Origin of the sequence: Streptomyces sp. NPDC050509 (assembly GCF_044457965.1) — a bacterium.
Lineage (GTDB): Bacteria > Actinomycetota > Actinomycetes > Streptomycetales > Streptomycetaceae > Streptomyces.
Window position 1 is genome coordinate 17,022 of the sequence record NZ_JBITHL010000015.1, and the last position, 13,697, is coordinate 30,718.

General features: G+C 72.4%; 11 protein-coding genes. 5 read left to right on the plus strand and 6 right to left on the minus strand.

Translation table 11 applies throughout. From position 1 onward, the window contains the following. Position 1: 1 nt before the first annotated feature. Together ACIBJC_RS33120 and ACIBJC_RS33125 are read left to right on the plus strand one after the other, a co-directional pair. On the plus strand, positions 2-2,074 hold the full coding sequence (locus ACIBJC_RS33120) for a fatty acid CoA ligase family protein (RefSeq protein ID WP_399298907.1): 2,073 nt from the start codon (positions 2-4) through the stop codon (positions 2,072-2,074). Further along, positions 2,071-3,114, plus strand: a complete 1,044-nt coding sequence (locus ACIBJC_RS33125; RefSeq protein WP_399298909.1) for an NAD-dependent epimerase/dehydratase family protein — start codon at positions 2,071-2,073, stop codon at positions 3,112-3,114. Before ACIBJC_RS33120 ends, ACIBJC_RS33125 begins: the two co-directional genes overlap by 4 nt. Positions 3,115-3,251: 137 nt before the next feature. On the opposite strand, the gene ACIBJC_RS33130 is transcribed toward ACIBJC_RS33125, so the two are convergent. The 5 genes from ACIBJC_RS33130 to ACIBJC_RS33150 form a co-directional block, all read right to left on the minus strand. After that, positions 3,252-3,923 carry a class F sortase gene (locus tag ACIBJC_RS33130; protein ID WP_399298911.1) on the minus strand — a complete coding sequence of 224 codons (672 nt, stop codon included), beginning with the start codon at positions 3,921-3,923 and terminating at the stop codon, positions 3,252-3,254. 114 nt (positions 3,924-4,037) lie between these two features. Continuing rightward, positions 4,038-4,538, minus strand: coding sequence for a hypothetical protein (locus tag ACIBJC_RS33135; protein ID WP_399298913.1), 501 nt, complete (start codon positions 4,536-4,538; stop codon positions 4,038-4,040). A 170-nt stretch (positions 4,539-4,708) separates the two neighbouring features. After that, positions 4,709-5,422 carry an AAA family ATPase gene (locus tag ACIBJC_RS33140; protein WP_399298915.1) on the minus strand — a complete coding sequence of 238 codons (714 nt, stop codon included), beginning with the start codon at positions 5,420-5,422 and terminating at the stop codon, positions 4,709-4,711. A 10-nt stretch (positions 5,423-5,432) separates the two neighbouring features. Then, the gene (locus tag ACIBJC_RS33145; protein ID WP_399298917.1) at positions 5,433-7,502 is read right to left on the minus strand and encodes a sensor histidine kinase; all 2,070 of its coding nucleotides are present in this window, start codon (positions 7,500-7,502) and stop codon (positions 5,433-5,435) included. After that, positions 7,489-8,277, minus strand: coding sequence for a response regulator transcription factor (locus ACIBJC_RS33150; RefSeq protein ID WP_399299209.1), 789 nt, complete (start codon positions 8,275-8,277; stop codon positions 7,489-7,491). Before ACIBJC_RS33150 ends, ACIBJC_RS33145 begins: the two co-directional genes overlap by 14 nt. Before the next feature lie 121 nt (positions 8,278-8,398). On the opposite strand from ACIBJC_RS33150, the gene ACIBJC_RS33155 reads away from it, so the two are divergent. The 3 genes from ACIBJC_RS33155 to ACIBJC_RS33165 all read left to right on the plus strand — a co-directional run bounded on the left by ACIBJC_RS33155 (position 8,399) and on the right by ACIBJC_RS33165 (position 12,799). Then, positions 8,399-9,463, plus strand: a complete 1,065-nt coding sequence (locus tag ACIBJC_RS33155; protein ID WP_399298919.1) for an LLM class flavin-dependent oxidoreductase — start codon at positions 8,399-8,401, stop codon at positions 9,461-9,463. 295 nt (positions 9,464-9,758) lie between these two features. Then, a complete protein-coding gene (locus ACIBJC_RS33160) occupies positions 9,759-11,252 on the plus strand; it encodes a family 43 glycosylhydrolase (RefSeq protein WP_399298921.1) in 1,494 nt (497 codons plus the stop codon). A gap of 245 nt (positions 11,253-11,497) precedes the next feature. Further along, entirely contained in the window at positions 11,498-12,799 is a 1,302-nt protein-coding gene (locus ACIBJC_RS33165) for an endo-1,4-beta-xylanase (RefSeq protein ID WP_399299211.1), read from the plus strand. A gap of 68 nt (positions 12,800-12,867) precedes the next feature. Here the strand turns inward: ACIBJC_RS33165 and ACIBJC_RS33170 are convergent, their stop codons facing one another. Then, positions 12,868-13,692 carry an oxygenase MpaB family protein gene (locus ACIBJC_RS33170; protein ID WP_399298923.1) on the minus strand — a complete coding sequence of 275 codons (825 nt, stop codon included), beginning with the start codon at positions 13,690-13,692 and terminating at the stop codon, positions 12,868-12,870. Between the last annotated feature and the right edge of the window lie 5 nt (positions 13,693-13,697).

A 13,697-nucleotide genomic window follows, 5' to 3' on the forward strand; every position in this document is an offset into this window, starting at 1 on the left:
GATGACGACGACACCGGCGGCGCCCGCGGCGGACCGGGAGGAAGGCCCCGCCGACATCCTGGAGCGCAACGCCCGCACCTTCCCCGCCAAGGCCGCGATCGTCTACCCGGACGGCCACGACGCCGACGGGACGATCCGCTACAGCGAGCTGACCTACGGCGAACTCCACGACCAGATCGAGCGGTTGGCGGCCGGCTTTAACCGGATCGGCATCACCCGGGGCACGAGGACCATCCTCATGACGCCCCCGGGCCCCGATCTGTTCGCCATCGTCTTCGCCCTGATGCGGATCGGCGCGGTCCCGGTCGTGGTGGATCCGGGCATGGGCGTCAAGCGGATGCTGCACTGCTACCGGGCGGTGGGCGCTGAGGCGTTCATCGGCCTGCCCGTCGCCCATGTCGTACGGGTCCTCGGCCGCCGCGCCTTCCGCGGCGTCCGGGCCACGGTCACCGTGGGCCGCCGCTGGTTCTGGGGCGGCGAGACCCTGGCCGCGCTGCGCGTCGGGCCCCGCGCGCAGGGCCTGCCCCGGCCGTCCGGCGACGACCTCCAGATGATCGCCTTCACCACGGGAAGTACCGGCCCCGCCAAGGGAGTCGAGTACGTCCACCGGATGAGCGCGCCCATGCTGCGGCTCCTCCAGGCCGTCCACGAGCGCGACAGCGACGACGTCTCCCTGATCACCCTGCCGGCGTACGGGATCCTCGACCTGCTCCACGGCTCGACGCTGGTGCTCGCACCGGTGTCGCCCGCCAAGGTCGCGGACGCCCGGCCGGAGCTGCTGACCGACGCCCTGACCCGCTTCGGGGTGACCAGCATGATCGCCTCGCCCGCCCTGCTGCGGGTGCTCGGGCAGCATCTGAGGCAGCACCGGACCGAACTGCCCGACCTGCGGTTCGTGGCGGCCGGCGGGGCTCCCGTACCGCCGGACGTCGTGGACACCGTACGCGGGGCCCTCGGCGAGAAGGCGGAGTTCCATGTGACCTACGGGGCCACCGAGGCGCTGCCGATCTCCTCCATCGAGTCCGCCGACGTCCTCGGCTCGGCCGAGGTGCCCGGCGGGACGGCCGCGCTGTCGGCGACCGGCGCCGGTACCTGCATCGGCCGCCCCCTGCCCGGCATGGCGGTACGGATCATCCGGATCTCCGACGACCCCGTGGCCCGGTGGGAGCCCGAACTGGCCCTGCCGGACGGCGAGATCGGGGAGATCGTACTCGCGGGCGACGCGGTCAGCCCGGGCTACCACGGCGACCCCGCCGCCAACGCCCAGTACAAGATCCCCGAGTCGACCGGCGACGGCACCACGCGGCTGTGGCACCGTACCGGCGACCTCGGCTACCTGGACGCGTCGGGGCGGCTGTGGTTCTGCGGACGGCGCGCCCAGCGGGTACGGACCCCCGGCGGCGACCTGCACACCGTGCAGTGCGAAGGCGTGTTCAACGCCCACCCCTCGGTCCGGCGCGCCGCCCTCGTCGGGGTCGGCGAACCCGGCGCCCGGCGGCCGGTGGTCTGCGTGGAGACCGAACCGGGCGTCACCGACACCCAGTGGCTCGAACTCGTTCCGGAGCTCCGGAAGTTGGCCTCCGCGCACGAGGTGACCCAGGGCCTGGAGGAGTTCCTGCGCCACCCGGCCTTCCCGGTGGACATCCGGCACAACGCCAAGATCGGCAGGGAGCAGCTCTCCGTCTGGGCCGCACAGCGGCTCGCGGCGGCGGCCCGCCCCGCCACCACACCGCGCGACTGGGCGCTGCGCGCGATACCCCTGGCCGGCTGGGCCTACCTGCTGGCCGGGCCGGTCCTCCCGAACCATCCGGTGGTACGGGGCCTGTGGTGGGCCGACGCCTTCCTCAGCGTCGGCGTCCACGCCGCCCAGATCCCGGCGGCGCTGCCGCGCGGCCGGGCCGCCGGATACAGCGGCGCCGCGACCGCCGGCCTGACCATGCTGTACGGCGCCACCTGGTGGCGCACCCTGCCGCCCGCAGGCCGGCCCACGGACCGGCCCGCCGTCCAGCCCACGGCCCAGCCCGCCGCCCGCCCCACCGGCCCGTCGCGGGACGAGAGCCGGGGGGCATCGTGAAGGTCCTGATCACCGGCGCCTCCGGATTCCTCGGCGGACACCTCGCGGACGCCGCCCAGAACGCGGGCCACGACGTACGGGTCCTCGTCCGGGCGAGCACCGACCTGACCCGGCTGCGCGCCAACCCCGGCCTGGAACTGGCGTACGGCGACCTGGAGGACGCCGACGCACTGCGCCGCGCCGCCCAGGGCGTGGACGTCGTCCACCACAGCGCCGCGCGGGTGGTCGAGCACGGGACCCGGCAGCAGTTCTGGAGCGCCAACGTCCTCGGCACCAGGCTGCTCATGGACGCCGCCCGCAGGGCCGGGGCGGAGCGTTTCGTCTTCATCAGCAGCCCCAGCGCGCTGATGCGGGTGGGTGAGGGGGACCGCCTCGGGATCGACGAGTCCACCCCCTACCCCAGCCGCTACTACAACCTCTACTCCGAGACCAAGGCAGCCGCGGAACGCCTGGTGCTCTCCGCGAACCGGCCGGACTTCACCACGGTCTCGCTGCGCCCGCGCGGCATCTGGGGTCCGCGCGACCGCGCCGGATTCCTGCCCCGCATGGTCGGACGGATGGCCGCGGGACGCCTGCCAGACCTGGCGGCCGGGCGGCAGGTGCTGACCTCGCTCTGCCACTGCGACAACGCGGTCGCCGCGTCGCTGCTGGCCGCGGCGGCCCCGGCCGAACGGGTCGGCGGCCGGGCCTACTTCGTCGCCGACCGGGAGCACACCGACCTCCGGGAGCTGCTCGTACGGCTGGCCGAACTGTTCGCCGTACAGCCGCCGACCCGCCGGATTCCGCCGCTCGTCCGGGACGCCCTCGTCGAGGCCGTCGAGCTGGCCTGGCGCCTGCCCGCGCTCGCCGCCCGCCGCGAACCGCCGCTCACCCGCTACGCGGTGGCGCTGCTCACCCGCTCGACCACGTACAACACGGCTGCCGCGGAACGGGACTTCGGGTATGTGCCGGTGATCAGCCAGGAGGACGGGCTGAAGCAGCTCATGGCGTGGGTCGAGTCGACCGGCGGAGTGGAGCGGTTCAAGCGCGCCGTGCGGTGACGCCGTTCGGTGCCGCCGTTCCCCTCGGGCTGGGTCCCGTCCGGTGGCGTCCCGTCGGGCCGGGGTCACGTCCGGTGGGGGTCACGTCCGGTGGGGGCCGCGCCCGGTGGGGGCCGCGCCCGGTGGGGGCCGTGTCGTCAGGCGAGGGTCGCGTAGACGATGAGGTTCTTCACCGGGTGGCCCTGGGCGTCGAAGCCGCCGTCGCAGGTGATCAGCCGCAGGGCGCGGTCGTCGGTCGGACCGTAGACCTTGTCGGTGGGGAAGGAGTCCTTGTTGACGCTCTCGGTGTCCGTGACGGTGAAGCGCGCCGCCTCGCCCCGCTCGTCGGTGACGGTGATGTCCGCGCCCTTGGTGATCTTCTTCAGGTCGTGGAAGACGGCCCTGCCGAAGCGGGTGTCGTTGTGGCCGATGATGACGGAGGCGCCGGTCTCCCCGGGTACGGCGGCGCCGGTGTACCAGCCCGCGGTCATCCCCTTCTCGGCCGGCGGGACCTCGACGGTGCCGTCCGCGTTCAGGCCGAGGTCCATCAGGGCGCTGGTGATCCCGATCGAGGGGATGTCGACCTTGACGGGCGCCGCGGGCCCCGCGCCGTCCGTACCGCCCGAGGGCTCCCCGGCGTCGACGGACTCGCCCGCGTCGGACTTCCCACCGGCCGACGAGGCGGTGGCGGCCACGGTGGCGGACGTGGACGCCCCGTCGCCGGAGGCGGACGAGCAGCCGGTGAGCGCCATGAGGGCGGCGACGGTGAGGGCGAGGACGAGGGCCGGCAGGGTGCCGGGGCGCCGTACCTGGGGGTGCGCGGGGGACACGACGGGCTCCAGAGGTGGGACGGGGCGGGGGAAGACACGGTGGCGCCGCCCCTGCGAAGAGGCGGCGCCACGGTGATCGCCTGATCAGGCGGTGGTACGAGGGGTGTGTACGGGTCAGCCGTTGGCGCGCGCGGTGGAGCGGCGGCGCAGGACGAAGGTGCCCGCGCCCGCGAGCAGCAGCGCACCGGCGGCCGTACCGGCGAGGGGGGCGACACCGGAGGATCCGGCCGGGGCCTCGCCCGCGGCGACGGCACCGCGCGGAACCGAGTCCGCCTTGGCCTTGGCGGCCTCGGCCTTGCGGACCGCCGCGGCCTTCAGCGCCGCGGCCTCCTTCATCTTGGCGTCCGCAGAATCGTCGGTCGGCGCGTCGCCCGCGGCGACGGCGCCGCGCGGGACCGCGCCCGAATTGGCCTTCTTGGCCTCCGCGGCCTTCTGCGCCGCGTCCTCCTTCATCTTGGCGTCCGCGGAATCGTCGCCCGGCTTCTCACTCGCCGCCGCGTTGGGCACCGAGGCCTGGGCCTGGTCGGAGGCGACGGCCGCGGTGGCCGGGACGAGCATCGCACCGGCCGCGACGGCAGTCAGGACGGCGAGACGCAGGCGGAGATGGCGAGACATGTGGCGCTCCAGTTCCGGCCCGGGTGTGGGTGGTGCCTGGGTGCCGAGTCGCACCAGGTTCCGGGCATGACGCCAGCCTGTCGACCACATGTGAAGAACCTGTCAGGACGACATAGTCATCGCATCAGGGCCGGGCGATGTTTCCTCACGGGACGCTCAGGGGGCGCCGTCTACGGTTCGACGATGTGCCGCAGATAGACGTGCGGGTCGGCGAGATAGCGGCGCCAGTGATCCACGACGCCGAGCTCCCCCCAGGCGACCCTCCGCATACCGTGCTCGCCGACCTCGATGATGTCCGCACCGGGCAGGGCGGTCAGCAACGGCGAGTGCGTGGCACAGATGATCTGGCCGCCCTCCTTGGCCAACCGGTCGATGTGCCCGATCAGTTCGAGGCACGAGGAGAAGGAGAGCGCCGCCTCCGGCTCGTCGAGAACATAGAGCCCGGTGTGCAGGAACTTCCCTCGGAACGCCGCGAGAAAGCCCTCACCGTGGCTGACCGAGTCCGGCGAGAACCCTTCCCTGTTCAGGGCGTCCATCGCGGTCTCGGCCCGCAGGAAGAAGCCCTTGCGGGCGGACCAGTTGGTGGCCATGCGGCGCCCGCGCCCCGAGGCGGCGTCGAACTTCATCCGCTCGCCCAGAGCCGACTTGGCGCGCGGGGACGCGTAGCGCCAGTCGTGGGAGCCGCCGTAGGAGTCCAGACCGAACCCCTCCGCCAGCGCCTCGACCAGGGTCGACTTCCCCGAGCCGTTCTCACCGACCAGAAAGGTCACCGGCGCGGTGAAGCGGAGCCCTTCGTCGAGCAGTTGACGGACGCAGGGCACCGACCAGGGCCAGGTCCCCTCGTCGTACGAGGAGAGATGGGCGTACGCGCGTTCGATAATCACTCGACCAGTGTCACCCATGACTCGGAAGTCGTACGTGGACCGCCCCCGCCGCTTCCGGGGCGGCCGGCGCGGCCGGCGCGGCCGGCAGCCGCAGGGTGAACACCGAGCCCTCCCCCTCGGTGCTCACCACGCTCGCCGTGCCGCCGTGCGCCTCGGCGAGCTTGAGGACGATCGCCAGGCCGAGACCGCTGCCGCCGGTGGACCGGTTGCGGGACTTCTCCGCCCGCCAGAAGCGGTCGAACACGTGCGGGACATCGGCGGCCGGGATACCCGTGCCGGTGTCGGAGACCTCGACGGCCACCTCCCCGCCGGGGCCGACGGAGCCCTGGGAGCCCTGGGAGCCTCCGGCATCGGTGACATACGACCGCAGCGTCACCCGCCCGCCGGCCGGGGTGTGCCGTACCGCGTTGGAGACCAGGTTGCCCACGGCCTGGCGCAGCCGCACCGGGTCGGCGTCGAGCAGCGGCGGGCGCGGGGTGCCGGGCGCCGCCGGGGCGAGTGCCAGCGTGACGCCGGCGGTCTCGGCCAGGCCCTGGTGCGCGGTGGCGACCTGGGCGAGCAGGTCGTCGATCCGTACCGGCTCCATGTGCAGCCGCAGCCCGCCCGCGTCGGCCGCCGCCAGGTCCTGGAGGTCGTTGATGATGTGCTGGAGCTGTACCGCCTCGTCGTGCAGCGAGGAGACGAACGCCGGGTCGGGTTCGGCCAGTCCGTCCTGGGCCGCCTCCAGCCAGCCCCGGATGTTGCTCAGCGGCGTACGCAGTTCATGGGCGACGTCGCTGACCATCGCCTTGCGCTGCGCCTCCAGCCGGGCGCGGTGTGCGGCCATGTCGTTGAAGGCGGCGGCCAGTCGCCCGATCTCGTTGTCCGCCCCGACCGGCACGGGCGCCGAGTCCAGGCCGTCCCGCATCCGCTGGGCGGCGCCGGTGAGCGCGTGCAGCGGGCGGACGAACCGGGTTCCTGCGATCACCGAGGCGCCGACGGTGAGGGCGAGGACGAGGGCAGCGACCCCGGCGATACGGGCGGTGTTCGTCGGGGAGAGGTCGAACCCGGGCACGCTGACGGCGCGCGGGCCGTCGATGAACAGCAGGGCGGGCGCGGCGACATAGCCGGTGAGCTGCTCGCGGCGGGCGCTGCCGACACAGGAGGCGATGTCCCGGTCGTACTTGCTGTTCCGGGCCTCGTCCATCGGCGCCTTGTACCCGTAGGCCTCCGCCGCCCGGGTCTTCTCCGCCCTCGTCCGGGCCATTTTCTCGGCCGTCTCCGGATCGGACGGGGCGACGATGTCCGCGGCCTCCGTGTACCCCCGCTGCCAGGACAGATCCAGGTTCAGTGTCACGCCGGTCCTGCCCTGGCGTTGCAGGCAGGCGTCGGCCAGTTGGTTGAGCGCGTCGAGGGCCTTCTTCTCCGTCACGGTGGGGGCGTCCGCCTCCTCGGCCAGGCACTTCACGTCCATGATCCGATCGGCGTCGCCGCTGCTGACGTAGTGGATACGGGGCCGTCCGCTGGGGCTGTCGACGATGTCCGCCGCGATGCCCACGCTGTTGAGGCACTCCACCTTCCTGGCGGCGACCCGGCGCAGGCTCGCGCGTTCGCCCGTGGGCAGCATGAACGGCCCGACGGCGCGGGGATCGACGCGGTCCGCGTCGCCGGAGGACGCGTCGGGCACCAGCACCGTGTCGACGGACAGCGGATCGACGACCGCCGACGCCTGCGAGGGCAGCGGATCGGCAGCGGCGGACGAGCCCGATCCGGAGACGGCGGAGTCGAAGAGGGGGCGCCGGTCCTGGGTGGTGAGCGTGATGCGGCGCTCGGACTCCCGGGCCAGTTTCCGTACCGTGGCGTCGACCCCCTCCCAGCTCGGGTGGGTGGCCGCGTACCCCATCAGGGTGTTGTAGATCGTGGCGTCGGCGCTGAGGTTCTGCCCCTGCTGCTGGCGGATCGCGACGGAGGTCGTCTGTACGACGAGATAGGCGGTGGCGGCCACCGAGCCCGTGGCCACCAGCGCCGACACGGTGAGCAGCCGGCCGAGGACGCTCTTACGGAGCGGCAGTCGGGCAGCGCGCTTCTCACGACCGGTCATGGCGTCCGTCCTTCGCTGGATCCGTCAGCTTGTAGCCGACGCCGAACACGGTGAGCAGCCGGGCCGGCCGCCGTGGGGCACGCTCGATCTTCTTGCGCAGATGCATGACGTGTACGTCGACGGTGCGCCCGCTGATGAACTTGTCGAAGCCGTGCAGCTCCTCCAGGAGCCGCTTGCGGGTGAAGACCCGGTCCGGCTCCGCCGCCATCGCGGCGAGGATCCGGAACTCGCCGGGGGTGCACACCACCGGCTTTCCCTCGACGGACACCTCGTGCCGGGCCGGATCGATCCGGAGGGTGCCCACCGACAGCGCCTCGTCCTCGTTCCTGGCCGCGTCTTCAACGACGGGCACGGTCACAGGAGGCGGAGGGGGAGCGGGCACGGGCACGGAAGCGGACACCGGGCCGGGGGAGGCGCCGGTACGCCGGTGGCGGCGCAGCAGCGTACGGACGCGGGCCATCAGCTCACGCGGGCTGAACGGCTTGGTCATGTAGTCGTCGGCGCCGAGATCGAGGCCGAGCAGCAGATCGTCCTCGGTGGAGCGGGCCGTCAGCATCAGCACCGGCACCTCCCGGCCCTCGGCGCGCAGGATCCGTACGACGTCGAGACCGTCGGCCCGGGGCATCATCACATCGAGGACGAGCAGGTCGGGCTCCCGGTGCCGGACCCCCTCCAGTGCCGCACGGCCGTCCTCGACGACCGTGACCGTGTACCCCTCGTGCTCCAGGTAGCGGCGCACCAGTTCGGCCTGCTTCGCGTCGTCTTCGGCGACCATGATGTTTGCGCACACGCGGACGATCGTATGCGAGACGACAAGTTCCCACCCTGTAAAGGAAATTGGGAGCGAGAGGTCCGCGTACGGAATGAATCGGGGACGCCGCGTTGTTCGGCCCGGCATGAAGCTACGGAAGCTGGGGTTCCTGACGATCGGCTTGTTCGACGGCGCCGATCCCCGCCCGGGACACGAGTCCACGCTGGAGATCATCGAGCTGGGCGAGCGGCTGGGGTTCGACAGCGCCTGGGTGCGCCACCGCCACCTCCAGTACGGCATCTCCTCGCCCGTCGCGCTGCTGGCGGCGGCCTCGCAGCGCACCAGCCGGATCGAGCTGGGCACGGCGGTCATCCCCCTCGGCTGGGAGAACCCGCTGCGGCTCGCCGAGGACCTGGCGACCGTCGACATCCTCTCCGGCGGCCGGCTCAACCCCGGGGTCAGCGTGGGCCCGCCGATGCACTACGACCAGGTCAAGGACGCGCTCTACCCGGACACCGCCGACGCCGAGGAGTTCGGCCACGCACGGGCGCGGCGGCTGCTGGACCTCGTACGCGGCGAACCCGCCAGCGGTTTCAGCGGCGTCCAGGGCTTCGAGTCCTTCTCGGACCGGGTGCAGCCGCACTCCCCCGGTCTGGGGGCGCGCATGTGGTACGGCGGCGGCAGCCTGCGGTCGGCCCGGTGGGCCGGCGAGAACGGGATGAACTTCCTGACCAGCAGCGTCGTGAAGGCGGAGCCCACCGGACCCACCGAGCAGACTGACGGGCCCACCGGGACCCCGGAAGGCCCCGAGGAGTCCCCGGACTTCGCCGAGATCCAGCTCTCGCACATCCGGGCCTTCCGCGCCCACCACCCCGACGGCGAGCGCGCCCGCGTCTCGCAAGGACTCGTCGTCATCCCGACGGACTCCGCCTCGCCGGCGCAGCGCGCGAAGTACGAGGAGTACGCCCGGACACGCCTGCCGCGCACCACCACTCCCCAGGGTCCCGCGCGCCTGATGTTCGCGCCCGATCTGGTCGGCTCCTCGGCGGAGATCGCCGAGCGGCTGCGGGCCCATGCCGCGTTCCGCGAGGTCGACGAAGTGGCGTTCGCCCTGCCGTTCACCTTCGACCACGACGACTACGTCCAGATCCTCACCGACATCGCCACCGGGCTCGGCCCGGCGCTCGGCTGGCGGCCCGCCGCCGTCTGACCCCGGCTGACCCGGCCGACCCGGCTGCCCCGACCGCCCCGACCGCCTCGGGCTGACCCGACCGCCCCGGCTGACCCGGGCTGACCCAGGCCGCCCCGACCGCCCCGGCCCGTACGGCGCGTCGGCCGGCGCGGGTCGGCCACGTCGCTCTCCGCGCCGGGGCTCCCCGAACCGTTGCCCCGACCGTTGACATGAGCACGGCGCCTGCCTAGCGTGACGGCTCGCCATTACATCGATGTAAAGGCGCGTCGGTGCACAGGCGCACCGATATGAAGAACGGCGGAAAGGACCCCCCGTGCTTCCCAGCCACCTTCCCAGCCCCACCAGGCCGCCCCGCGCGCGCACCGCCCTGCTCGTCGCCGCCCTCCTCGGGCTCGTCGTGGCCCTGCTGCCCGCGCTCACCGCCCCGGCCGGCGCGGCGTCACCCGCGGACCGTGCCGCGCCGCGCGTCGCCGCCGCCGGCACGTTCCGCAACCCCCTCAACACCGGCCCCGACCCCTTCACGACGCACTGGAAGGGGAACTACTACCTCACGACGACCCAGGGCAACGCCATCCGGATGTGGCGCTCCCCGTCCCTGGGCACGCTGATGACCGCAGCCCCGGTCACCGTCTGGACGGACACCGACCCGTCCCGTAACCGGAACATCTGGGCACCGGAGTTCTACCGCTTCGGCGACCGCTGGTACCTCTACTACACGGCCGACGACGGCGTCGACGACCACCACCGGCTGTACGTCCTGGAGTCGGAGGGCGACGACCCCGCCGGTCCGTACCACTTCAAGGCGAAACTCGCCCCGCCCAACCACGCGAACGACTTCGCCATCGACGCGGGCATCCTCCAACTGGGCGGCCGGCTCTACCTCGCGTACAGCGGCATCAACCAGTACCAGCACAACGGGCTCAACATCGCCCCGATGTCCAACCCGTACACCGTCTCCGGCAACGCCGTCGCCCTCAACGGTGCCGGCGGCTGCCCCGAGGTGCGCGAGGGACCGGAGTTCCTGTACCGCAACGGGCGGGTCTGGATGACCTACTCCGCCTGTGACACCGGCAAACCGGACTACCAGGTCTGGATGATGTCGATGCCGCTGGACGCCGACCCGCTCGTACCGGGCAACTGGCGCCAGCACCAGGGCGCGGTGTTCTCGCGGGCCGACGACCGGGGCGTGTTCGGGCCGGGCCATCACGCCTTCTTCCGGTCCCCCGACGGCACGGAGGACTGGATCGTCTACCACGCGAAGTCCACGTCGGTGAACACCTACAGCAACCGCACGACGCGGGCGCAGAAGTTCACCTGGCGGGCCGACGGCAGCCCCGACTTCGGCCGCCCGCTCGCCATGGGCGCCACCCAGAACCTGCCCTCCGGCGACCCCGGGTCCGGCAACTACTGGATCAACGACGACGGCCGCTCCGGCGGCCCCGGCGGCGTCGCCTACACCGGCGCCTGGAACTCCGGGTCGGGCTGCGCCACGCAGTGCTTCTGGAGCGACGACCACTGGAGCGACCGGGCGGGCGCCACGGCGGTCTTCACCTTCACCGGCACCCGTATCGTCCTGCTCTCCGTCAAGGACACCGGCAACGGTTACGCGGCCATCAGCGTCGACGGCGGTCCGGAGCAGCGGGTGGACTTCCACAACGCGATCCGCGTCGGTGAGGCCGTGCAGTACACCAGTCCACGGCTTCCTCACGGCAGCCACACCCTGCGGGTCCGGGTGACGGGAGAGCACAACTCCCAGTCCGGGGCCTCCTTCGTGAGCGTCGACCGTGCCGAGGTTTATGTGAACTGACGCGACCGGCGGCGGTCGGCGGCGGTCGGCGCCGCTCGTGCCCCGCACGCGACCTCGACGCAACTCTGTCGCACCCCCTTGCGCGTTTCGAAAGTTTTGCTTGACTTTACGAAAGCGCCAACCGTCTCGGGCCGGTTGTGGGGGCCTCCCGGGGAGCCGCATGTTTCGACAACCTCCAAGGAGGAAGCGTGATCGGTACGTCGCAGAACAGAGGTCTGCTCGCCGTGGCACGCCCGACCGCTCTACTGGCCGCCACCCTCGTGGTCGCCGTCCTGGCCTCCGCCCCGTCCGCGAGCGCCGCGACGACGCTCGGTGCGTCGGCGGCCGAGAAGGGGCGGTACTTCGGCACCGCCGTCGCCGCGAACCACCTCGGCGAGTCGGGGTACGTGTCCACGCTGAACCAGGAGTTCAACAGCGTCACGCCCGAGAACGAGATGAAGTGGGACGCCCTCGACCCCTCCCGCAACTCGTTCAACTACGGCGCCGCCGACCAGATCGTCAGCCACGCGCAGAGCAAGGGCATGAAGATCCGGGGCCACACACTGGTGTGGCACTCCCAGCTCCCCGGCTGGGTCGGCTCGCTGGCCGCCGCGGATCTGCGGACGGCGATGAACAACCACATCACCCAGGTCGCCCAGCACTACAAGGGGAAGATCCACTCCTGGGACGTGGTGAACGAGGCGTTCCAGGACGGCAGTTCGGGCGCTCGGCGCAGCTCGCCGTTCCAGGACAAGCTGGGTAACGGGTTCATCGAGGAGGCGTTCCGCACCGCTCGCGCCGCCGACCCCGCCGCCAAGCTCTGCTACAACGACTACAACACCGACGGCCAGAACGCGAAGAGCAATGCCGTCTACGCCATGGTCAGCGACTTCAAGGCGCGCGGTGTGCCCATCGACTGCGTCGGCTTCCAGTCGCACTTCAACGCCCAGTCCCCGGTGCCGGGCGACTACCAGCAGAACCTCCAGCGCTTCGCCAACCTGGGCGTCGACGTGCAGATCACCGAGCTGGACATCGAGGGCTCCGGCACGGCCCAGGCGGACAGCTACCGGCGCGTCGTCCAGGCGTGCCTGGCCGTCTCCCGCTGCACCGGCATCACGGTGTGGGGCGTGACCGACAAGTACTCGTGGCGGGCGAGCGGGACGCCGCTGCTGTTCGACGGCAACTACGCGAAGAAGCCCGCGTACACCTCGGTGCTGACGGCGCTCGGCGGCTCCAGCAGCGGTGGGGGCGGCGGAGGGAGTCAGGCCTGCACCGCGACGTACTCCGAGACGGAGCGGTGGGGTGACCGCTTCAACGGCAGGGTGACGGTGACGGCGGGGAGTTCGGCCATCACCAACTGGACGGTGGGGGTGACCGTACGCGCGCCGCAGAAGGTCTCCACGACCTGGAACGGCACCCCCTCCTGGGACAGCAGCGGCAGCGTCATGACGATGAAGCCGAACGGCAACGGCACGCTGGCGGCCGGGGCGACGACGAGCTTCGGCTTCACGGTCATGGCGAACGGGGAGTGGTCGGCCCCCACCGTCGGGGCCTGCACGGCTTCCTGATCCGTCAGGGGCGGGCCATGTGCGGCGCGGTGGGCTTCCCCGCCCACCGCGCCGTCAGGTGTGTTACGTCAGGCGGTTGTACGGCGCCGGCGGGCGCGGGCCCGGGCGCGCAGGGCCGCCGTGACCAGGGCGCGTACGGGCGCGGGCGCGCGGCGTACCCGCAGTGCCGTACGCAGCGGCTCGTCCAGCAGCGAGGCGGCCACCGCCGGGGCGAGCGCGGCGAGGGGCCGGGGCAGCCGGGCCGCCAGCAGCCCCTTGCTGGTGGCCGCCCAGAGCGCGCCGCCCTCGGGGCTCGGCGCGAAGTGACGGCTCTCGTACGCGCGCATCCAGCGCTCGACACCGGCCAGCCCCGCGCCGCCCGGAGCCGTACCCTCCGTATCCTCCGTACCGTCGCCGGTGTGGCCGGTGTCCTCCGCGTCCTCGGACAGGCCGAGCGCGTCGGACAGACCGAGGTGGAAGGCGTACGCCGCGTCCCGCTCCTCGTCCGTCACCGCGCGGTGGCCGTGGTCGTCGATGAAGCGCAGCGGGCAGACGGTGAAGCAGGCCAGGACGTACCGCATCAACTCGGGTGTGATGTCGGGCCGGTCGTGGATCCGGCGCAGCCCCTCGACGATCCGCCGGCCCTCGGCGCTCGCCACCCCCTGGCCGATCAGGGCGAACATGGCCACCCCGGTCGCCTTGGCCCGGCCGCGCGGCTCGTCGGTCATCCGGCCCGTGGAGTGCAGGACCCGGGCGATGCCGGGAATGCCGAAGGTGCGGACGAAGCCCAGGGTGAGCCCGACGCGGGACTCCTCCGGCATCGTCTCCAGCACGAGCCGCGCGAAGGCGTCACCCTTACCAGGAGCCTCCCCCAGCGCCCGTGTCCCGTCCGTCGTCTCGTGGATCTCCGTCATCCTCA